Source organism: Hyphomonas sp. FCG-A18 (genome assembly GCF_045287255.1).
GTDB lineage: Bacteria > Pseudomonadota > Alphaproteobacteria > Caulobacterales > Hyphomonadaceae > Henriciella.
On record NZ_CP137142.1, the window covers coordinates 78,526 to 100,344 of the forward strand.

At 56.0% G+C, this 21,819-nt stretch carries 20 protein-coding genes; 9 read left to right on the forward strand and 11 right to left on the reverse strand.

The genetic code is table 11. The features are described from left to right. Positions 1–865 precede the first annotated feature (865 nt). Both RYZ27_RS00400 and RYZ27_RS00405 read right to left on the reverse strand, forming a co-directional pair. On the reverse strand, positions 866–1,330 hold the full coding sequence (locus RYZ27_RS00400) for a Dps family protein (RefSeq protein ID WP_406680382.1): 465 nt from the start codon (positions 1,328–1,330) through the stop codon (positions 866–868). 97 nt (positions 1,331–1,427) lie between these two features. Further along, positions 1,428–2,636 carry a pyridoxal phosphate-dependent aminotransferase gene (locus tag RYZ27_RS00405; RefSeq protein ID WP_406680383.1) on the reverse strand — a complete coding sequence of 403 codons (1,209 nt, stop codon included), beginning with the start codon at positions 2,634–2,636 and terminating at the stop codon, positions 1,428–1,430. Between the two features lie 166 nt (positions 2,637–2,802). On the opposite strand from RYZ27_RS00405, the gene RYZ27_RS00410 reads away from it, so the two are divergent. Both RYZ27_RS00410 and uvrC read left to right on the forward strand, forming a co-directional pair. Continuing rightward, entirely contained in the window at positions 2,803–3,117 is a 315-nt protein-coding gene (locus RYZ27_RS00410) for a hypothetical protein (protein WP_406680384.1), read from the forward strand. Between the two features lie 32 nt (positions 3,118–3,149). Further along, on the forward strand, positions 3,150–5,024 hold the full coding sequence (gene uvrC / locus RYZ27_RS00415; protein WP_406680385.1) for an excinuclease ABC subunit UvrC: 1,875 nt from the start codon (positions 3,150–3,152) through the stop codon (positions 5,022–5,024). A gap of 9 nt (positions 5,025–5,033) precedes the next feature. On the opposite strand, the gene RYZ27_RS00420 is transcribed toward uvrC, so the two are convergent. From RYZ27_RS00420 to RYZ27_RS00430, 3 genes are all read right to left on the reverse strand, one after another. Then, positions 5,034–5,789: a phosphodiester glycosidase family protein gene (locus RYZ27_RS00420; RefSeq protein ID WP_406680386.1), complete on the reverse strand. Its 756-nt coding sequence runs from the start codon at positions 5,787–5,789 to the stop codon at positions 5,034–5,036. A 115-nt stretch (positions 5,790–5,904) separates the two neighbouring features. After that, positions 5,905–7,647, reverse strand: coding sequence for a DUF4332 domain-containing protein (locus tag RYZ27_RS00425; RefSeq protein ID WP_406680387.1), 1,743 nt, complete (start codon positions 7,645–7,647; stop codon positions 5,905–5,907). 147 nt (positions 7,648–7,794) lie between these two features. Next, positions 7,795–8,670, reverse strand: coding sequence for an acyl-CoA thioesterase (locus tag RYZ27_RS00430; protein WP_406680388.1), 876 nt, complete (start codon positions 8,668–8,670; stop codon positions 7,795–7,797). Between the two features lie 132 nt (positions 8,671–8,802). Between RYZ27_RS00430 and RYZ27_RS00435 the strand changes: the two genes are divergently transcribed. Genes RYZ27_RS00435 through RYZ27_RS00460 form a run of 6 tightly spaced genes read left to right on the forward strand, consistent with a single transcriptional unit; the run spans position 8,803 to position 14,760 of the window. Then, positions 8,803–10,596, forward strand: a complete 1,794-nt coding sequence (locus tag RYZ27_RS00435; protein WP_406680389.1) for a long-chain-acyl-CoA synthetase — start codon at positions 8,803–8,805, stop codon at positions 10,594–10,596. After that, a complete protein-coding gene (locus tag RYZ27_RS00440) occupies positions 10,596–11,198 on the forward strand; it encodes a hypothetical protein (RefSeq protein WP_406680390.1) in 603 nt (200 codons plus the stop codon). The genes RYZ27_RS00435 and RYZ27_RS00440 overlap by 1 nt, the downstream gene beginning before the upstream one ends. Further along, a complete protein-coding gene (gene thiD, locus RYZ27_RS00445) occupies positions 11,195–12,016 on the forward strand; it encodes a bifunctional hydroxymethylpyrimidine kinase/phosphomethylpyrimidine kinase (RefSeq protein ID WP_406680391.1) in 822 nt (273 codons plus the stop codon). Before RYZ27_RS00440 ends, thiD begins: the two co-directional genes overlap by 4 nt. A gap of 47 nt (positions 12,017–12,063) precedes the next feature. Beyond that, positions 12,064–13,515, forward strand: a complete 1,452-nt coding sequence (locus RYZ27_RS00450) for an AMP nucleosidase (protein ID WP_406680392.1) — start codon at positions 12,064–12,066, stop codon at positions 13,513–13,515. 11 nt (positions 13,516–13,526) lie between these two features. After that, a complete protein-coding gene (locus RYZ27_RS00455) occupies positions 13,527–14,309 on the forward strand; it encodes a tyrosine-protein phosphatase (protein WP_406680393.1) in 783 nt (260 codons plus the stop codon). A 1-nt stretch (position 14,310) separates the two neighbouring features. Continuing rightward, positions 14,311–14,760 (forward strand): YcgN family cysteine cluster protein, encoded by a 450-nt coding sequence (locus RYZ27_RS00460; RefSeq protein ID WP_406680394.1) that lies wholly within the window; start codon positions 14,311–14,313, stop codon positions 14,758–14,760. Here RYZ27_RS00460 and RYZ27_RS00465 read toward each other — a convergent pair. From RYZ27_RS00465 to RYZ27_RS00490, 6 genes are all read right to left on the reverse strand, one after another. Then, complete coding sequence (locus RYZ27_RS00465) at positions 14,757–15,173, reverse strand: hypothetical protein (protein ID WP_406680395.1); 417 nt, start codon at positions 15,171–15,173, stop codon at positions 14,757–14,759. The genes RYZ27_RS00460 and RYZ27_RS00465 overlap by 4 nt on opposite strands. A 92-nt stretch (positions 15,174–15,265) precedes the next feature. Then, a complete protein-coding gene (locus RYZ27_RS00470) occupies positions 15,266–15,991 on the reverse strand; it encodes an autoinducer binding domain-containing protein (RefSeq protein ID WP_406680396.1) in 726 nt (241 codons plus the stop codon). 29 nt (positions 15,992–16,020) lie between these two features. Beyond that, positions 16,021–16,458: an HIT family protein gene (locus tag RYZ27_RS00475; protein ID WP_406680397.1), complete on the reverse strand. Its 438-nt coding sequence runs from the start codon at positions 16,456–16,458 to the stop codon at positions 16,021–16,023. Between the two features lie 17 nt (positions 16,459–16,475). Continuing rightward, positions 16,476–17,639, reverse strand: coding sequence for a GNAT family N-acetyltransferase (locus RYZ27_RS00480; RefSeq protein WP_406680398.1), 1,164 nt, complete (start codon positions 17,637–17,639; stop codon positions 16,476–16,478). Between the two features lie 40 nt (positions 17,640–17,679). After that, the gene (locus RYZ27_RS00485; protein WP_406680399.1) at positions 17,680–18,450 is read right to left on the reverse strand and encodes a DUF4198 domain-containing protein; all 771 of its coding nucleotides are present in this window, start codon (positions 18,448–18,450) and stop codon (positions 17,680–17,682) included. A 26-nt stretch (positions 18,451–18,476) separates the two neighbouring features. Beyond that, on the reverse strand, positions 18,477–19,520 hold the full coding sequence (locus RYZ27_RS00490; protein ID WP_406680400.1) for a DUF6607 family protein: 1,044 nt from the start codon (positions 19,518–19,520) through the stop codon (positions 18,477–18,479). A 126-nt stretch (positions 19,521–19,646) separates the two neighbouring features. Between RYZ27_RS00490 and RYZ27_RS00495 the strand changes: the two genes are divergently transcribed. After that, positions 19,647–21,812, forward strand: coding sequence for a TonB-dependent hemoglobin/transferrin/lactoferrin family receptor (locus RYZ27_RS00495; RefSeq protein ID WP_406680401.1), 2,166 nt, complete (start codon positions 19,647–19,649; stop codon positions 21,810–21,812). The last annotated feature ends 7 nt before the right edge of the window (positions 21,813–21,819 follow it).

The following is a 21,819-nucleotide window of genomic DNA, read 5'->3' on the forward strand; positions in this document are numbered from 1 at the left end:
CCAGGAAACAATCCCACCCCTTATCCACGGCGCTATAATCCTTGCCATCTCCTCTCTATGACAGGGCCTTTCCGGAGCGGCTGGGAATGAGGGGCTTCGAAGGCAGTCGCGTCAGCGATGATTTGATCCAGGGGATCAAATCAAGCCGGAGAAGGCCACGGCAGTGGCAGAGCGGTGGTCTGTGTCTGCTGGTTTGGGTCCGTACCCGGTCTTGCGGAACAGTCGGGTGGTCAAGGCGCGTGGGGGTGAGCGATCTCAACCCCGGCAAGCGCTAAAGCCCGGACCTGTGGCGGCGAAAGCGCCATGGGAAACAACCGAAAACGCACCACCGCGGGCGCGCTCAGCTTGGGCGCTATAGGCTTGCCACAAGGCGAGCAGTCATGTCGCGTGCAACCTGAGCGCGCCCAGGCTCTGTTATAACGCCAAGGGGAGACCCTGTGGCGGGTTTGGGTGTGTCTTGAGTTTTGTGCTGCCCTGAGGCCCTGCGGGCCAGCAGCACGAAGCAGGTCTCGTATCGGCGCTGCGCGCCTCACATAGACCATGTTCAAGACTGTTTATGTTCGCAGGAGTCGGTGCTTGTAGAGAGAGAGTTTTTTGATGCGGTCCTGACGCCCTGCGGGCGAACCGCGAAAGCGGGTTCCGGTCTGGCTTCCCGCCACTGCCGTGGCCTTCTTCGCTGAAATCGATCCACTGGATCGATTTCCGGGCGCTCCGAAGCATGAACGGGCTCAAGGCTGTTTTATATTCGGGGAGAACGTGCGTGTGGAGAGAGAACAGCCTTGAGCTTGGTCTATGTGAGGCGCGCAGCGCCGATACGAGACCTGCTTCACGCCTGTGCGGCAAAGCCGCTCAGCAGGCGTTCAGATCAGAGACTCGACCGCAGCATCCAGGCCGTCTTGTCTGCGATCGTGGCCCGCTGGGTCATCAGGTCGGCAGTGACGTCATCGCCGGCTTTTGTGGCCGTTTCGATGCCATCGCGCGCGGCACGGGCGACGGCTTCGTGGCCGCGGGCAAGGTTGGCGATCATCGCCTCAGCATCGGGAATGCCATTGTCGGCTGGAATGGTGGCTGGTTCCATCATCTCTGCAGAGGAGCCGGGGGCAAAATGACCCAAAGCGCGAATGCGCTCTGCGATTTCATCCAGCGCGGTCCATAGCTCCGTGTACTGGATCATGAACATATCGTGCAGCGACTGGAAGCGTGGACCGGTGACATTCCAGTGATAGCCATGGGTTTTGGTGTAAAGCGCATAGGTCTCACCCAGCAGGCGACGCAGCGCCGTGGCAGAGGCCTCGCGGCCTTGTTCGGTAATGCCAATTTCAATGGTCATAGGTCTCAATCCTCATCCTGTTACAGGCATAAGATGAGGATGAGGACAGACCTCTTCAAATTGAAAATAGGGCGCTTTAGTATTGGGTTTCTCTATATCAAGTCAGGCTTGCGCAGAACTTCTGAATACGTGCCATCGCCTTCTCCAGGGCCTCATTTGAGGTTGCATAGGAAATCCTGAAGGCTGGGGACAGACCAAAGGCTTCGCCCATGACAACCGCGACTTTTTCCTGTTCAAGCAGTTCAGAGGCAAAGTCTGCATCGGTCTTGATCACCTTGCCCGATGGGGCGGTCTTGCCGATCACTCCGGCGCAGGATGGATAGACGTAAAACGCGCCCTCCGGCGTGCCGCAGGTCAGGCCTTCCGCCTTGTTGAGCTCGGCCACCACAAAGTCGCGGCGCTGTTTGAACACAGCATTACGCTCCGGAAGGAAGTCATGGCTGCCATTCAGAGCCTCTATGGCGGCGTATTGAGAGACTGAGCAAGGGTTGGAGGTGGTCTGGCTGATCACTTTGCGCATGGTCTTGATCAGGTCAGCTGGACCCGCCGCATAACCAATCCGCCAGCCCGTCATCGCATAGGCTTTGGACACGCCATTCATGGTCAGGGTGCGGTCATACAAGCCCGGTTCTACTTGTGCGATGGTCGAGTATTCGAACCCATCATAGACAAGGTGCTCATACATATCGTCGGTCAGTATCCAGACCTGTGGATGGCGCAGCAGAACCTGCCCGAGCGCCTTAAGTTCGTCTTTGGTATAGGCTGCGCCCGTCGGGTTGGAGGGGGAGTTCAGGATCAGCCATTTCGTGTTCGGCGTAATGGCGCCTTCAAGTGCCTCAGGCGTCAGTTTATACTGAGCATTCGGCCCGCAAGAGACCACCACGGGCGTTCCGCCGCAAAGCTTGACCATTTCCGGATAAGAGACCCAGTAGGGAGCCGGAATAACGACTTCATCGCCTTCGTTCAGTGTTGATACAAGGGCGTTGAAAATAACTGGCTTGCCGCCCGGTGCGACGTGTACCTGGTCAGGTGTATAGGTCAGGTCATTGTCGCGCTTGAACTTGGCGCAGATGGCTTCTTTGAGCTCCGGTAGACCATCGGCCGGTGTATATTTGGTTTTGCCTGCATTGATGGCGTCAATTGCCGCCTGTTTGATGTGATCGGGTGTGTCAAAGTCCGGTTCACCGGCCCCAAGCCCGATGACATCCTCGCCTGCACGGCGCAGCTCTGCCGCCTTGGTCGTGACCGCAATTGTTGCCGATGGAGCAACCCGGTTTACAGCATCACTGGTTTTCAAGGCGGACATAGGCATTTTCCTTCTGAGTATCGGTTTGTGCTTAGCCCTATGCTGCACGAGTCGCAACGGGTTCGACTTGAGAGATTTGTTTCAATTTTACAGGTTTCTGGAAATAGGTTTTTACGGAATTGTGCTAGCTTCCTGCCCTGGAATCCATGTGACAGGGCGCGAAGTGATGGTAAACGTCGCAACAGAGAACGACCCGTATCAGGCGGCTTGGACCCAGTTTGTGCTGGAGTTCCGCAATTGGACTGCGGATACAGAGCGCTGGCTTGATACACTATCAACCTCCGAGAAAATTCTTGGAGTTTGCCTTGTTGCGCTCGCCATGCTGACCCTGATCTTTCTTAAGTCCAAGGAGAAGCCTGAACCTGGCACAGGCGGGCGCAGCTTCACGACGATACTCGCCCTGGTGATCATGGCCGGGTTCGGCCTTGGTTGGTTCGTTGATAATGGCGCTGGCAGCTTGTCTTACATCGCTGGACGCTAGGCGTGCGCCTCGAACGCGCCTAAATAGGCGTCATGCCTGACTCGCCCAATTCTTCTGTCCGCAAGCGCGGCGTTGATGTCATCAAGGACAATCTATCCCGTCTGCCCGGAAAGCCGGGCGTTTACCGCATGTTCGGCGAAGACGATACGGTCCTCTATGTCGGCAAGGCCAAGAACCTGAAAAACCGCGTTTCAAACTATACGCGGATTGGAGGGCAGACCCAGCGCATCGCCGCAATGATCATGGCGACCGCCCGGATGGAATTTGTCATCACCGAGAGTGAGACCGAAGCCCTGTTGCTGGAAGCCAGCCTGATCAAGTCACTCAAGCCGCGTTTCAACATCCTGCTGCGTGATGACAAGTCCTTTCCCTATATCCTGATCCGGCGTGATCATGAGGCGCCACAAGTGCTGAAGTATCGCGGAAGCAAGCAGGACCGCGGGGACTATTTCGGGCCATTCGCAAGTGCGAATGCTGTCACGCGGACGATCGACACATTGCAGAAAGCGTTCCTGTTGCGGACCTGCGAAGACAGTGTTTATTCCACGCGCCAGCGTCCCTGTATGCTGCACCAAATCAAAAGGTGCGCCGCGCCTTGTGTTGGGTTGGTTGAGCCTGAGGAATATACAAAACTCGCCGATGAAGCGGCAGACTTTTTGCGCGGCAAAGCAACGGACTTGCAGGACCGCCTGGCGAAAGAGATGGATGCAGCTTCACAGGCGATGGATTTTGAGCGGGCGGCAACTTTGCGGGATCGTATCCGTGCGCTGGCTGTCGTACGGGCTCAGCAAGACATCAATCCGGATGGGATTGAAGAGGCGGACATTTTTGCCATCGCCATGGACGGCGGCTTGTCCGCGGTTCAGGTCTTCTTCATTCGTGCCGGGCAGAATTGGGGCGCCACAGTTCACTTCCCACGCCATGAGAAGGGTGAAACTGAGGCTGATATTCTCGCGGCTTTTCTGGTGCAGTTTTACGATAAACGGCCACCGCCCAAACTGGTGCTGACCAATACGTCTCCTGCGGGTAGCGAACTGATCGGAGAAGCCCTGTCCCTCAAGGCAGACCGAAAAGTTGAAATCCTCACACCGCAGCGTGGGGATAAGCGGTCTTTGGTGCAACAGGCGACCTGCAACGCGGCTGAAGCGCTATCCCGTAAGCTTTCGGAAAGCGCCACGCAGACCCGTCTCCTTAAAGAGGTTGCCAAAGCGTTTGACCTGCCAGAACCACCACAACGGATTGAAGTCTACGACAATTCCCACATTCAGGGGGCGAATGCGGTCGGCGGCATGGTCGTTGCCGGGCCAGACGGTTTCATAAAAGGCCAGTACCGCAAGTTTAACATCAAGGATAAAGCGCTCGAGCCGGGGGACGATTATGGCATGATGCGCGAGGTTATGCGCCGTCGTTTCACGCGGGCCCTGAAAGAACGCGAAGAGGGTAATCTGGAGACGTGGCCTGATCTGGTGCTGATTGATGGTGGTCTCGGCCAGCTCAGCGCTGTCACCGAAGCGCTTGATGAGATTGGCCTGAGCCCTAAGGACGTAAACCTCGTCTCTATTGCCAAAGGGGTTGAGCGCAACGCTGGGCGCGAGCAATTCTTCCAACCCGGACGCGCGCCATTTCGACTGCCCGAGAATGCACCTGTGCTCTACTATTTGCAGCGTTTGCGCGATGAGGCTCACCGCTGGGCCATTGGCGCGCATCGCGCCAAGCGGAGTGCGGATATCAAGAAGAATCCACTTGATGAGATTGAAGGCATTGGCCCGGCCCGTAAGAAGGCGTTGCTTCATCACTTCGGTTCAGCCAAAGAAGTCTCGCGCGCCAAGCTTGTCGATCTTAAAGCGGTTGAGGGCGTGAGCGCTGCCTTGGCGGAGCGCATTTATGGTCACTTTCACAGCGGGTAAGCCGACCCGCTACTCCACCACGCCGACAATCGGGCCGAGGTCTGCGCCGATCTCATTGCGATCTATACCCGGCGCATAAATCCGGCTGACCTGACCATCAAGGAACAGAGCGTTTGGTGTTTCCAAATGGTCGCGGAACAGGCTGGCAAAGTCATGAAAGGTGATGGCCGTGTCGGAAATGGCAAAATAGACTTGTGTCCCGTCAGCGGAAACGCCAACGCCGTTGCGTCGTTTATGAGAGACCCCTGTTGGATTGATCTGCGGGTGGATGTCCCCATCAATCACCAGCATTGGCCCCGATTGCGTGGCGTAATCAGGCTCAATTTCAGCATCAATATAGGCCGCGCTTTCCATAACCCCGGCTTGGTCGCCTTTGAGCCAGAACACACCATTTGGCTTCATGTGGAAATTACCTGGCCCGTCATTGAGATTGACGCTCGCCTGATCGCCCAGACCATCGCGATAATACCCAACGGGCCTGCGGTCCTCATGATACATGCCGCCATTCATCGCGAAGGTCAGGGTCTCATTCTGCTCTGACAGCTCGCGCACAAGGATATCAAACTGGCGATAAGGCTCGCCGGCAGTGTCGGAGTGAAATAGCCGAATGTCAGCAGTGCTGGGAAAGACGCAAACAGTGTAAGGCGCTCCTCGATAGGAAAGCTCGGTGCAGGATTCGTTTGTGTTGTTCTGAGAGTCAAAGCGTACGCCATCTGAGCAACTTCCCAGCATCAGAACGAAACAAAGGCTCAGAGCATACTTCATAAGGCCAACATGAGAGGCTTCGTAGCCTCAATCAACGCGTGATTATCATAATATAACACGCACCACAGATTGCGCCGAATGTGGTGTGAAAAATGCGCAAGATTACAGCTTTGTGCTAGCCGTTCGCGGCCGTTTTAGCCTGATCAATCCAGTCGGAGACTTCCTGTTCAACCAACGTGTTCTCTGCGCCCCAGAGGACACGGGCACCGTTTGGCGTATTGAGGAAGTTGCTTGCGGCGCGGAATACCGTAGCGGCTGACGCTTTGGAGAGCGCTTCGGCACTGCGAACCCCGGCACCGACCAGGATCTGTGAATCGAGGACACGCAAGCCGGGGACTTCGATCATCAGGCGGGTCTGATCCTGCCACTCATAGAAAGTCCGCAGCGTGATATAGCGCACATCCAGCGTTTTGACCGTTTCGGCTGGGTCTGCCGAGAGCAAGTCGCCAATCGTTTCAATGCCAAGTGGTTTCAGGCGTTTGGCAGTTTTGGGGCCAATGGAAGGGGCGTCGACGACAGGGGAGGCCAGCGTCAGGCGGCTGCCCCCGGCCTCTTTGGCGGGCTCCGGCGTGGTGGTTTCCACGATTTCAGCTACCGCTTCGGCGATTGGTGCCTCAATGACGGGTTCAATCTCTGGTTCTGGCGGGGCTTCAGGGACGGTCTCCGCAACAACCTCAACCGTTTCCTCGACTTCGATCACTTCTGGTGTTTCAGTGGCGGCTTCTGGTGTCTCAACGATTTGAGTCATCTCTGTCACTTCAGCCACAGGCTCTACCGTCTCCGGGACGGCCTCAACTTCCGGTTCTACTGGAGCTGGGGCCGCGGCAATCGGTTCTGCGACAGGTACGGGCACGACTTTAAGGACATAATCAACCGGCCTTGGGCGGGTTTCCATCGGTACGTGTTTGGTGCCGAGCGGCTTGAGCGGTTGGGCGTCGAGCTCTGCAAGCGGGATACGCAAGACCTGCCGCGCATGTTCTTTACGAATGGCCTTGTCATCATCCGGCAGGGTTTTGATGACTTTCCCGGTCTCTTTGAACTCAGCATACATCGCCTCAACCGTCTTGCGGTCCTTGGCGTCATCCATACGCTTGAGCAGGCGGCGGATCGGGATATCCAGCGCGGCGATATAGCCGGGCAGGTCAAGATCAACAGCGGGTGGCGAAACCGCGGCTTCCTCAAACGCACGTTCGAAGAGCAGGGCGACACCAGCGGTCGCATAGCTGATCAGGTCGGCAAGAATATTGAGCAAGGTCTCATCAAGCCCATCCTCTGGAACCTTGACGCCAGCTTCGAGGTTATAGTGGTCGATAAAGGTCTGATAATGCGGGTTTGAGTATTGCGCGCCAGCAAGAACCATATCGGCGACAAAGCCGGATTCCTTACCCGCTTCGAGGACAGGGTAACCCCGCGCATCGATCAGCGCTTTGATTGTATTGCGGGATTTCGCAATCGACCATTCCAGCGCGCGGTGCATAGCGCCTTCTTCCTCGGTTTGGCCCGTGTGGAAGGGCTGGACCGGATCAGCGTAGTAGTGGGTCAGGACACCGAGGGCATAAGCGGCTTTTTTCCAGTTCTTGCTGCGCAGGGCCTCAACGGCCTTGCCATACCATTCCATAGCGGCATCACGGGCGCCGCCCCATTCACCTTCCTGAACATGCAGGACATGGTTCTGGAAATCCTTGAACTCTGCATCAGGTGCTTTAGCCCCTTTCAGGAGGTCCGTATGATGCTTGAGCAGCAGGTCTTTCCATTTCGGGCCATCCTTGCCGCCGAGAAGTTGCAGGGCATCAAACGCAATATAGTGATGGGTTGAGCGGCAACGGTGCGCGGTAATTACAATCTCTAACAGTGTCATGCTCAGCCCCTAAGCAAACCTGATGGTTCAGCCCGAAGAGGATTTGCGGTGTACACAAAGGCGATTAAAAAACGTCGCCGCCAACAGGCCGATATGGTTAATATTTACCTAGGGTCTGACGTGAAATGTTTAACAGCGCATTAACTATTAAGCGCGTGGCTTGATCGGGCGCATCAGGCCTTCCTGCGCGACACTGGCGACTAGCTGGCCATCGCGGGTGAAGACGGAGCCACGATTGAAGCTACGTGCGCCGCCTGCATAGGGGCTGTCCATCGTGTAAAGGTGCCAGTCGTCAAACTTGATCGGTGCATGGAACCACATGGCGTGATCAAGGCTGGCGCTCATCAGTTCGCCGCTCATCCATGAGACGCCGTGGCGGCGATTGCCCGTGCCAAGCAGGGCCATGTCACTGGCATAGGCCATCAGGCAGTGATGCAGCCATGGCTGCTCATCAATTGGACGGGCAACACGGAACCAGAGGTGTTGAACATCATTGGTTTTTTCGGGCGTAACCGGGTCGAGCGGATCAACCTCGCGGATTTCAACAGCGCGGGCACGGAGCCAATCCTTACGATAGCGCTCTGGAATACGGTCGACGATACGCTGGCGATGTTCAATCCGGTTTTCCAGCTCTTCAGGCTTTGGCACGTCAGGCATATCATGTTGGTGGTGCCAGCCTTCTTCCTGTTTGTGGAATGAGGCCGCGAGATTGAAGATCTGTTTGCCGTGCTGGATGGCGACAACGCGCCGGGTGGTGAAGCTGCCACCATCGCGAGAGCGGTCCACTTCATAGATAATTGGAATGGATGGATCACCCGGGCGGATGAAATAGGCGTGCATGGAGTGCAGGGTGCGCGTCTCAGTGTCGACTGTCCGATACGCTGCGACGAGGCTTTGTGCGATCACTTGTCCGCCGAACACGCGTTGATTGGTTTCGTTCTCCGGGCTTTGCCCCCGAAACAGGTCCACTTCAAGCCGCTCAAGGTCCATAAGACGTAACAGGTTGCTTACAGGATCAGACATCTTATCACCGCTTTCAAATCGATTCTTAATAGCCTTCTCGTATAACGGTTAAGATAGAACTGGAAACGGCTATACCTGCAACCTAGGTTTGCATGTGAGAATTGAGGGGCCGGAAACGAAAGGTGCAACAGCATGGGACTGTTCCAAACAATTGGGCGCGAGTTTACGACGCTTCGTACCCTGAGCGGGTTGAAGAAGTGGACGAAGGATATCGCGCCGGAGAGTGCGCAACTTGTCCCGGATGACTTTGAAGATGTCGTCGACAAATATCCAAATAATGTCGCCTGGCGCTTTGAAGGAGCCGTCACCACTTATGCCGAGATGGATGAGTTGGCGAACCGGGTGGCCCATTGGGGCCTTGGTCAGGGTTTAAAAGCGGGCGATACGGTTGCGCTGTTCATGGAGAACCGACCGGAATATGTGTCGATCTGGTATGGCCTATCCAAGATTGGCGTCGTTGTCGGTCTGATCAATCATAACCTGACAGACAAGGCGTTGGCCCATTGTGTAAACATCGCTGAGGCAAAAGCGATCATTACCGGCGCAGATGTTGATGATCATGTGCGTAGCGCTGATGGCCTGTTTGAGGGTGAGCCAGTGATCTGGACGCTTGGCGGCACTGTTGGCGAAGACCTTGGGAAAGCGCTTGCAAGCGCCTCAACCGATCGCCCCTCACGATCTCATCGCGAGCACTTGCTGGGCAAGGATCTGGCGCTTTACGTCTATACATCTGGCACAACGGGTCTACCGAAGGCGGCACGCCTGACCCATGCCCGTACACAGGGTATGATGCGTAGCTTCATTGCGCCCTGCCGGATCACAGCGCGCGACCGGGTTTACATCACCCTGCCACTGTATCACGGCACAGGTGGTCTTTGTGGTGTTGGCCAGGCCCTCATGACAGGTGCCAGCATTGTGTTGCGGAAGAAGTTCTCTGCTAGTCAGTTCTGGGACGATGCGACGGATCAGGGCGTTACGGCCATTGTCTATATTGGGGAACTGTGTCGCTACTTGATGAACTCACCAGAACACCCGAAGGAGCGTGCCCACAAGATCCGTACGGGCTTTGGCAATGGCCTGCGCCCGGATATCTGGCAGGACTTTATGGACCGTTTCAGCATTCCGCATCTGGCCGAGTTCTATGGTTCCACGGAAGGCAATGTCAGCTTCATCAATGTTGATGGCAAAGTTGGCACGGTTGGACGCATCCCGAGCTATCTGGAAAAGTCGATTTACGGTCATATCGCCTTTGTGAAGTTTGACGTGGTCGAGGAAGAGCCGGTGCGCGGGGAAGATGGGTTCTGCATTCGTACAGACCCGGATGAGCCAGGCGAAGCCATCGGCAAGGTTGGTGACGACACACGCACGCGGTTTGAAGGCTATAATGACGAAGCCGCAACCAAGAAGAAAATCCTCCGCGACGTCTTCGAAAAGGGCGATATGTGGTTCCGTACGGGCGATCTGATGAAAAAGGATGAGCTCGGCTATATCTACTTCGTTGACCGGATTGGCGATACGTTCCGCTGGAAGGGCGAGAATGTTTCGACCAATGAGGTTGCCGAGACCGTAGCCAAAGCCCCCGGTATCGCGACGGCGAATGTTTACGGGGTCTCTGTTCCCGGAACCGATGGTCGCGCCGGCATGGCGGCCATCACGACGGATGGCGAGGTTGATTTCGATACCCTGCATACTTGGCTTGACGAGCGTTTGCCGAAATATGCCATTCCGCTATTCATTCGAGTCCAGCAAGAAGCTGAAACCACAGGGACGTTCAAATATCGCAAGGTTGAACTGGTCAAGGAAGGTTTCGACCCTGAACAGGTTGCCGGGGAACCCCTATGGTACTTTAATCCAGAGTCTGCGAAGTATGAGGCCTTAACCGGCGATACTTATGAAACGCTGAAATCTGGAGCGATAAAGTTCTAATGAAACCAATGATATTCGGGCTTGGCGCGTCGCTGTTTGCAGCGGCGGCCTGCCAACATGTAGCAGAGACCCAGCCATCTGCAGGTAAGCTCTGGTTCGAGGCTTTAGCCGACCTGTGCGGGCAAGGCGCGTTTGCCGGGCAGCTTGTCTCCGATGATGAGGTCGATGCTGAGTTTAAAACCTCTGCTTTGATCGCTGGGCCAGCAACCTGTACTGAGGGCGAGGTCCGTATTCCTTTTGCGGTGGATGATGATCGCTCGCGGACATGGGTGATTACAGAGACTGAAGCCGGTTTGCGGTTCAAACATGACCATCGTCACAAGGATGGTACGAAAGATGTGCTGACCTGGTATGGCGGCGATGTTTTGGGAGAAGGGACAGTTAACCGACAGGAGTTTCCGGTTGATGCCGAAACGCGCGCGCTGTTTACTCGCGAAGGGATTGAGGTGTCGAACCAGAATACCTGGGCGATGGATATCGTGCCCGGTGAGACGCTGACCTATCAGATGTGGCGTCCCAATCGTAATTTTCAGGTTGAGTTTGATCTGACGACTGAAATCCCTGCTCCGCCTTTACCGTGGGGCGTGGAGCCGATTGAATGACAAAAGAGACCGATGCTCCTAAGGGGCGCGTGCTGATTGTTGCTGGCTCGGATAGTGGCGGGGGCGCCGGGATTCAGGCTGACATTAAAGCCGTCACGATGCTCGGTGGTTATGCCATGACGGCAATCACCGCGATCACCGCACAGGATACGACCGGCGTGCATGGGGTCTGGCCTGTCGCGCTTGATGCGGTTCAGGGACAGATGCGCGCCTGCCTGAGCGATATTGGCGCTGATGCGGTGAAGACAGGCATGCTGGGTTCTGCAGAACTGGTGGAGCTGGTTGCAGAGACCCTTGATGAGCAAGCCAAAGCGGTGCCGACCGTGATTGACCCGGTTATGGTGGCAACGTCGGGTGATCGTCTGGTTGATCAGAAAGCCGTCAGCGCGATTGCATCACTTCTGATACCAGGAGCGGGTCTGGTTACGCCCAATGCTCCAGAGGCTGAAGTTCTTACCGGCAAGGCTGTCGATGGGATCAATGGCCAGCGCCGTGCAGCTGAAGCTCTGCTCGAACAGGGCGCGAAAGCGGCCCTCGTCAAAGGGGGGCATATTCCCGGAAGCCCGATCATTGATGTTTTGCAGAGCCAGAAGGGCGAATGGATTTTTGAAGGTGAGCGGATTGAAACGCGCTCAACGCATGGCACGGGCTGTACGCTTGCGAGCGCCACTGCGGCTCTTATCGCGCAAGACCTTCCTCTGCCAGAGGCGGTCGAGAAAGCCCGCGAATACCTCTTTGGAGCGATCAAAAATGCTCCGGACCTCGGCAAAGGTCATGGGCCTGTTGCCCATAACTGGCTGTTATCAAAAGAGTCCTGACCACGATGCCCCGTTGACGCAAATCGAGCTTTGCGGCATTGGAGGCCATGTCAAAACTCAATAAACCTCATGAAATTGTCGATGCCCTGCAAGAGCTCTATGCAGAGGCTGTCGAGGCGCTGAATGCGGCGCTGACTCTTTATCTGAAAGAAGGGACACCGCCGGACGCCGAAACGCGTATGGCCGGGGCGTTCTGTTACCCCGAACTGGTCATCCACTATAACCCGGATGGCCCGCCACCGCCGATTTCGCGGGCATTCGGAAAGATCAGCGAGCCTGGAACCTATGTCACCACGGTGACACAGCCGAATTTCTTCCGGCGCTACCTGGTCGAGCAGTTAAAACCGCTTCTCGCCGACTATAATGTCGAGATCGAGGTGCGCCGCTCGCATGCCGAAATCCCTTATGCCTATGTCTGGGACAGTGAGCAGGCCGATGGTCTGGACGAGATCAACCCGGCAGAGCTGGCCAAGTGGTTTCCATCCCCGAAACTGCAGGATATTGGTGATGAAATCGCCGATGGGGAGCTGTACGATCCGTTTGATGAGCGCCCATTGGCCCTATTTGACGGGCCTCGCACCGATTTTTCCCTGAAAAGACTCGCCCACTATACCGGGACACCTGCGGCACATTTCCAGCGGTACTTATTGTTCACCAATTACCACCGCTACGTTGATGCCTTTGCCGATTGGGCGGTGGAGCAGATTCAATCTGGCGACAGTCGTTATGAAACATTGTCTGTTCCTGGTGGTCTTGTTGTCGATAAAGACACCCAGAATGCGCGTGAAGCGATCGATGCGGCTCCGTGGCGCCGATTCCAGATGCCAGCCTATCACCTGACAGCCCCTGATGGCTCCGGGATCACGCTGGTCAATATCGGGGTCGGGCCGTCGAATGCGAAGACGATCACGGATCATTTGGCAGTACTGCGTCCGGAGTGCTGGATCATGGTTGGGCATTGCGGCGGTCTACGCCACTCGCAAGCGATCGGGGATTATGTTCTTGCGCACGCCTACTTGCGTGATGATCACGTGCTTGATGCGGTTCTACCGCCGGATATTCCGGTCCCACCGATCGCAGAAGTGCAGGTCGCGCTGCAGGAAGCTTCAGCCGAAGTGACGGGGGAAAGGGGCGATGCCCTGAAGAAGCGCCTGCGGACAGGCACAGTTGTCACCACTGATGATCGCAATTGGGAGTTGCGCTTCAGTGAGACAGCCCGGCGGTTTAACAAGTCCCGCGCGATTGCCATTGATATGGAAAGTGCGACGATTGCGGCGAACGGTTTCCGTTTACGGGTGCCATATGGCGTTCTGCTTTGCGTTTCGGACAAGCCATTGCATGGGGAGATCAAACTCCCCGGCGCGGCCAATCGTTTCTATGAGCGCGCAATTGGCGAGCATATTCGCATTGGGATTGCGACACTGGAGAAGTTGGCTCATGAGGGGGCCGCCCTACATAGTCGGAAACTTCGCGCCTTTGACGAGCCGCCATTTAGATAAGGGCATTTGCCATGCAGGACCGTATCAAATCGTTTCAGGGTATTCGCAATTTCCGCGACTTTGGCGCTTATGAAGGCGCAGGTGGCAGGAAAATTCGCTCCGGCTCCTTGTTCCGCTCGGCCCAGTTTGGTGAGGCAACGCCAGAAGACCTTGAGGCGCTTAAAAGCTTCTCGATTGCGGTGCAGGCTGATCTGCGCCGGCCCGATGAGCGTGAGCGGCATGGTCACCGCTGGCCGGTTGAGGGTGTGACCGTCATCAAGTCTGACAAAGGCTATGCCAAGGATGCCCCGCATGTGCGCTTCCTCAATCGTGTCTCTGTTGATGCGGATGAAGCGCGCGACTGGATGACTGATTATTACCGTGAAGCGCCCTATAAGGAGCAGCATGTTGAGACGTTCCGGGCCTGGTTTCGTGCTTTGGCCGCGCTTGAGGATGATCAGGCCGCGGTGGTCAATTGCGCCGCCGGGAAAGATCGAACCGGCATTCTCTGCGCGTTGACCCATCATGTGCTGGGTGTCGACCGTGAAGCCATCTTTGCCGACTATGACCTGACCAATCATGCCGCCAATGTTGCGACGCGCCTCCCGGAAATGGCGCGGATGTTCAATGAGTATATCGGCAAGGATTATCCGGACGAGGTTTATCATCCCTTCGTTGGAGTGGAGGCGGTCTTTCTTGAAGCGGCGCTGGATACGATGAGCGAGAAGTCGGGCAGTCTTGATGAATATCTGTCTGAAACACTCGGCGTAGACCTTGAGATGCGTGAAGCCTTGCGTGGCCGGATGCTGGCCTGATATGGCGCGGTTCTGGGAAGATAAAGCCCTGACAGAACTTAATCCGCAGGAATGGGAAAGCCTGTGCGATGGCTGCGGGAAGTGTTGCCTGCTTAAACTGGAAGACGAGGATACAGGCGATATTGCCTATACGCGCCTGCATTGCACATTGCTGGATGCCGGGACCTGCCGTTGTACCGATTATGAGAACCGCAAGGCGAAAGTACCCGATTGCGTGATCCTGACCCCCAAAAGCGTCAGTGAGCTAAAGTGGATGCCGCGCACCTGTTCCTATCGCTTGATCCATGAGGGCAAGCCGCTGCCTGACTGGCACCATCTGATCAGCGATGATCGCGAGGCTGTTCACAAGACCGGGAATTCCATTCGCGGCAAAACGGTCAGCGAGGACACTGTCTTCGATGAAGAAGAACAGATGGACTGGATTGTCGACTGGGAAGGTAATGAGCCCTAATCTGAAGAGGTCTGGAGCAGTTCATCGAGGGCGATCCGCTGCAGTTTGATGGCAAACTCTCTGGCGGCGCCGCCAAATGCATTTGCGTGCTCGGCAACAATCAGACGCAGATAAGCATCATCGCGCCGATAGCCATCGGCTTGCAGAGCTTTTTTGAACAAGCTTATCGCCATGCGATTACCGTCTTCGAGGCGGCCCTTGACCATGCGCGCCATAACCCGGTCACCGCCAGGCTGTTCAAGCTTTGCAATCTGCTCTTTCAGGCGTGCGAGTTCCTGTGTGAGGGCCGTAATTTGAGATACAATAGCCTCTAGGGCTCTGCCCTTGGAGGCATTGCACGCTTGCCGAATAAGGTCAGCTCTCTGTTCTTCAGACAGGCGTGGCAAAGCCTGCCGGGTCAATGAGGTGGACATGGGGGAAACTCCTTGGAGCGGCGACATAGCAGACTCGCCTGATAGGAGTGTCACGCTTGTAAGGGACAAAAACAGGGCGAACTGCTTTTTGGTTAAGGCAGGATCAAACCTGATCCAATGCCGCGTAAAACCGCGCTAATTCGGTTGTTTACACCCAGTTTTGCAAAGATCCGGCGGATCATTGTGTCGACCGTATTCTCGGAGATGTTCATGCGCTCTGCGATGAAATTGTTGGACATGCCTGTTGCAACCAGCTTGAGCACCTCGCTCTCACGGGGTGAGAGTTTCTTCATAGGGGCTTCATTATGGGCGTTGGACAGCTCCAGATAGCGATTATGGGTTTGCAGGCAGGCAAACTGCAGTTCCAGCTCATCGGCTTCGCTAATATCCAACTCGCCACCACAGACCCCTAAACCGAAATAGGCCATTGTCCCTTTCGGCCCGAACACCGGAACAGCCAGCCCATCGGTCAGGCCAGACTCCTTGAGTTCTTCCAGAAAGTGCTTCTGTTTGGCAGTGAGAGCCAGGCGCTTGGAGACATCAAACCAGTGAAAGGGGCGGGCTTCCCGTCGCGCCTGCTCGATTACCGGGTCAATCTGAGCATAATGTTCCTCAATATACTGGCTGACCCAGTCTTTAGGGAAGTTTTCGCGTACCAGACCAACTTCAATCGGAATGGCGCGCAAGTTTTCAGCGACAATGTGATAGGAGCTGACATCCACGCCATAGCTGCCGACAAAGATATCGAAGTATCGGAAGAGGGCATCGACCGACGTACACGCTTGCGTGTGCTCAATATACTCTTCCAGTGATGCCATGAACCCTCACTTTTGAGGAGTATAGCAGACTAGCTCACTTGTGCGCGGATTTTCTTTGCGATCTGCTCTAGTTTATCGAGGTCCGCCATGCCGCCCTGGGCGTGGCCTTTCAAAATCTCACCCTCACGACGTGGGATAATATGGAAGTGAAGATGGAAAACGGTCTGGCCCGCCGGTGCCCCATTAAACTGGGTCAGGACGATCCCGTCCGGCGACAAGGCGGCTTCAACCGCTTGCGCCACGCGTTGGACGCGATCCATGAACGGGCCAAGCTTTGCGGTGGGCATATCGAGGAAATTACGCGCCTCAACGTCTTTCGGAATGACCAGTGTATGGCCCTCGGTCTGAGGAAAGACATCCATAAAGGCCAGCGCCACATCATCCTCATAGACCTTTACCGATGGCATATCCCCGCGCAGGATTTTGGCGAAGATATTATCCGGGTCATAGGGGGCGTGGAGGGTCATGGCGGAGTATCCTTTATCTATTCGGCTTTCTTAAACGGCGTCCGTTTGCGTAGATAGCCCTGTTCTCGCTCGACGGCCTCGCGCTCGCGTTCAAGATAGTTGTGGATCGCGTCGCGAAGGCCCGGATGGGCAATCCAGTGGGCCGAATAGGTTGTCACTGGGCCATAGCCTCGCGCCAGTTTGTGGCCGCCCTGAGCGCCCGCCTCAACCGTCTTGAGGCCGTTCGCAATGGCATAATCGATGGCCTGATAGTAGCAGGTCTCGAAATGCAGCATCGGGCGCTGTTCAATACAGCCCCAATAGCGCCCATAAAGCGCCTCGCCGCCAATCATGTTGAGCGCTCCGGCAATCGGGCGATCCCTATCCATCGCGAAGATGAGCAGGATGTGTTCAGCCATCCGCTCCCCCAGAACGGAGAAGGTCTCGCGGTTCAGGTAAGGTGAGCCCCATTTACGCTGGCCTGTATCAACGTAGAAGTCATAGAAAGCGTCCCAGTGGGCCTCGGTAATGGCGTCCCTTGTGACGTGTTCAAAGCGTAAGCCGTTCTGCGCCTTGGCGCGCTCTTTGCGCAAATTCTTGCGCTTGGCCGAGGATAGGACCGCGAGAAAGTCATCAAACGAGCTGTACCCGTCATTTTGCCAGTGGAATTGCTGGTCTGTGCGGATGAGCAGGCCATCCTGTTGTAGGGCGGCGGCCATGTCGGGCTGCAGGAAGTTCACATGTAGGGAGGAAAACCCGTTCTGTTCGGCCAGTTGAACTGCCCCGGCGAGCAAGGCGCGTTGCAGCCTGATCTCGTCTGGTCCGGGCGGTGTCAGGAGTCGTCGTCCTGTCACGGGCGTAAAAGGCACAGCGCAGAGGAGTTTGGGATAATACTCACCCCCGGCGCGGTAATAAGCATCAGCCCAGCTGTGATCGAAGACAAATTCGCCCTGGCTATGCGTTTTGGCATAGAGGGGCATGGCGGCTTTTAGTGTGCCTGCAGCCCCTTCGACCAGAAGGTGGGCAGGCGTCCAGCCGGTTTCGGGTTGAGCGGCCTCTGTAGCTTCAAGCGCTTCCAGGAAATCCCAGCTAAGGAATGGATCGAAAACGCGCCCCGATGGATTGGCGACACTGTCCCATGCCGCCCGGTCGACCTCGGTCAGGCCGTCCACCATACGCAATTTGAAACTTGTCTCATCCATACAGGACTAAGTAGCGGTTCAAAGCGCGTATGGAAGGGCGCTATTTAACCTCAAAGCTTAAAACGGTCGTGTAACTGCGTACATCTGTTTCAGCCCCTTCCGGGGCCGAGGCGATCCGGCGGACCATCAGGAGGTGGGCACCTGCAGTTAGCGGTGTGACACTGATCCTTCCATTCGGATCGGTTTGTAACTGCGTTTCGGGGTCTGCTTCCTCGCGGCTGCCGCTCGGTGTGAACCAGGTCACGCGTTGATCGGTGATGGCTTGATCCTCGAACACAATTTGAATCTCAAAGGGTTCACCAGTCACCAAATTGGTTGGGTTTTGGAGGGGCACGATATGAAGTCGACCAATCCGTGTGTCGAGCACTGTATCAGAGGCTTCACCGCGGGTGATGTAGAAGTCAGACACCGTGGCAGTCTGCGATGTCAAAACCGGTGTGCCTTCTGGCAGGGTCTCTACGCTTAAGCCGTCCCGGCCCAAAAGGCGATAAGTGCCATCAATCAAGGCCGCCTGTCCGGTGCGACCGAGGCGTTCACCACTGGACAGGCGATAGGTGCCCTTAGCGGTCAGGGCGGTTTCAACAAAGGTGCGGCTATTGCTGCTGGCAATCGTCTCGAAGGGGCGCTTTGTTCCCTCCGGATCCACGATCGTCCAGTGGTCAGACTTCAATGCGATATCGGCATGGGGGAAGTCATCGCTGAAGCTTGCCATCATGCGAACTGTGCCGTCTTCCTCTGCCCTGTCGATAACAGGCCAGAGGAAGCCCGCATGGGCCGCGGCTGGCATAGCCGGCAGAAACGCCAGAGCCATGCCAGATATGAAAGAGCGAAGCCGCATTAGTAGACGCTCGCAACTTTTGTGGTTGGGCGCAGACGTTCTGTCACGTCACCAACATCCGGGGTTACGAAGCTGCGGATTACTGCGCGGGCTTCTGTTAGCGCGGGTTCCAATGTGGTTTCACCGGCCTGAATTTGGTCGGCTAGTTCCAGCAGCGGCATATAGAGCGGCTCGGTTTCGCCTTTGATCGTGATGGCGAAGGCCTCATGTTCAGCCTCAATCGCAGTCCATTCTGCGCGGACTCCAGCCCAGAAATCACCAGTTGCTGCCCAGTAATTATCAGCCGCTTCAACCGGGTAATCATCATATTTGCGATAGGTGTTCACACCGATTTCGCGGACGAGGGCTTGAGGTTCATCGCTTAGGATCAGCTTGGCATTGTCTTGCTCATGCACCCAGCCCCAAGGGGTGATGACATGGCGATTAACCGCATCAATCGTGTGATAATCGTCTCGTGTTGTCATATCGCGGCGGGGGAGAGGACGCCATTCCATTGGCGGGGTCCAAGCGGCCAGCCCGTCATCATAGGTCCAGCGCGCGACGGCTCCATAGCGGGGGGCGTCATCGACCTGATACACCGTTTGCGACCATGCACCCGTTCGTTCGCTGACTGGTACGTCTCGCCATTCCCAGGCATTGCCACCGATAAAGACGAGAACGCGCTCAGGCTGATACTGCCAGTCCTGCCGCCAGTGCTTGACGACAATAGGGGCGCTGTCAGGGCCAACCACCAGCGTGTGTTGCAGGCTGATAAAGTCACCGCGATCTTCCACGACGCGCACCACTTCATGACCACCGGACAGCTTGGGTTCCTTCAACTCATAACCTTCAACAAAGGAAACGGTTTCTGTGAAGTCGAAAGAGACTTTGTAATTCCCGGTCATTGCCAGAATTGACTCCCTGTCGCGTTCGAACTGGGCCTTGTCGGTCTGGGTTGTTCCCGCCTGCGCTGTTGCAGCTGGGGTGGCAGCGAGCGGTGCGGTGGCGCAGGCGGCGAGCAGGCCAGCCGCCATCAGAGCGAGAGATAGGTGAGCACGTTTCATAATTGTCTGTCTCCAAAGGGTCGAGTTTGAAAAAGTTCATATTGTATATGAGAATCACTTGCAATCGCAAAAACAGGCTTTAAAGCACATTTTTGAGAATGATTATCAGAAACAAAAGGTGGCTCTATGTCCTTTCCCCATGAACAGAAGGTTTCAGCGCTTCGGGCTGCGCTCCTCGCTTCCGCAGCAATGCTCTCGACCGGCGTGAGCTTCGCCGAGGTCCCTGCCGATGAAGAAGAATTGCGCGAAGATACGATCACGGTTTACGGCACATCCAATCCAATCGCGGTGTTTGATTATCCCGGACAGGTGACGGTGATTGATCGCGAAGCCATCGATACGCTATCGCCGAGCGCGCCTTCCGATCTGTTGCGCGATGTGCCCGGTGTTGACTTTGCTGGCGGACCACGTCGGACGGGTGAAGCGCCGAGCATTCGCGGTTTGTCCGGTGAGAATGTTCTGATCCTGCTTGATGGTGCCCGCCAATCCTTCATCTCTGCCCATGACGGCCGTTTCTTCCTCGACCCGGAAATTCTCGGGACGGCGGAAGTTGTCCGGGGCCCCGCCTCAGCCTTGTATGGGTCTGGTGCTGTCGGTGGGGTCCTGGCTTTCGAAACGGTCGATGCTGAAGACTTGCTGCGGGAAGATGAAACCTGGGGCGCGCGTGTGCGTGCAGGCTATCAAAGCGTCAATGAAGAAGCCTTCGGGACGGTGACCGCCTTCACAAAGCAAGGTGAGTTGGATGCGCTGGCAAGTTTTGGATTGCGTCAGTCAGGTGATATTGAGCTTGGCTCAGGGGCTGACTTGCCCTCCGATGATGAGATTGAAACCGGCCTGATCAAGTTTGGCTATGCGTTCAGCGATGCCTTGTCGGCAGACCTCTCTTGGCAGATCTTCAACAATACTGCGATTGAGCCAAATAATGGTCAGGGCACGCTCGGGACGGGGGATGATGTCCTCGATCGCGATGTTGAGAAAGATGTTGAGACAGAGACCTGGCGGGCAGGTTTGAACTTTGACCCGGTTTCCGATCTGATCGACACGCAGTTCACGATTTACCAGTCCACGTCTTTTGTTGATGAGTTTGATCCCACGACACAGCGCACCACTGTGCGAGAGATCGAAACGCAGGGGCTTTCGCTGCGCAATGCCTCACGCTTTGATCTGGGTGGGGTTGCGACCACGCTGACATTTGGTGGTGACTGGTATGAGGATGAGCAGACGGGCTTTGATACTGATGCAGCAAGCGGTGTTCGCGCCGGTGTGCCAAATGGCAGTTCAGAATTTACGGGTCTGTTTGCGCAGATTGAGGCCGAGATTGACCAGCCTCTTGGCCTTCCGGGCAGCCTGATCGTTATTCCGGCTGTGCGTTATGACACTTTCGAAAGTGACGCAGACGGACAGACTGAAACCGGCAGTGATGAAGAGGTTTCGCCGCGCTTTGCCCTGAGTTATGGCCCGACCGAGTGGTTCCGGGTGTTTGGCTCTTATTCCGAAGGCTTCCGGGCCCCGTCAATCAATGAACTCTATCTGGATGGTGTGCACTTCCCGGTACCGCATCCAACACTGTTCAACCCGCAAATGGGTCAGTTTGTTTTCGTCAATAACAACTTCATTCCCAATCCCAACCTGAAGCCAGAAACCAGTGAGACGCTGGAGTTCGGCTTCGGTGTCGATTTCCGCGATGCCTTCACAAGCGGTGACCGCTTGCAGGGTAAGATTTCCTACTTTGACAGTGATGTAAAAGACCTGATCAATTTGAGTGTGGATGTCGCTTTTGATCCAACCTGCTTTGTCGGGCCGAGCTTCTTTCCGTGCACAGCGGGCACGACCAATTCAGCCAATGTCGACAATGCGACGCTGGACGGGTTTGAAGCCGAATTTGCCTATGAAACCGAGCGCCTCTATGCGCGCCTGACGGCTTCTACGATTGATGGCACGGATGGCGAAACGGGCGCGGATGTTGGCGCGCTGACGCCTGACCGTCTTGCTCTTGATCTGGGCTGGCGCTTGCCCGACTGGAAAGCGCGTATCGGAAGCCGCATTCAGTTTGCCGGTGATTTTGAGCGTCAGGATTTAAACCGGGATGGGGACTTGGTAGTTGTTGAAGAGCGCGATGGCTATACCGCGTTTGATGTTTACGCGACCTGGCGCCCGGACTTTGCTGAAGGCCTGCGCTTCGATGTCAGCGTCGATAATGTCTTCGATGAGGATTATGAGCGCGTGTTTGCAGGCGTGTCTGAGCCAGGTCGCAACGCCAAGTTCACCGTCACATATCAGTTCGGGGGATAGGGCTCTG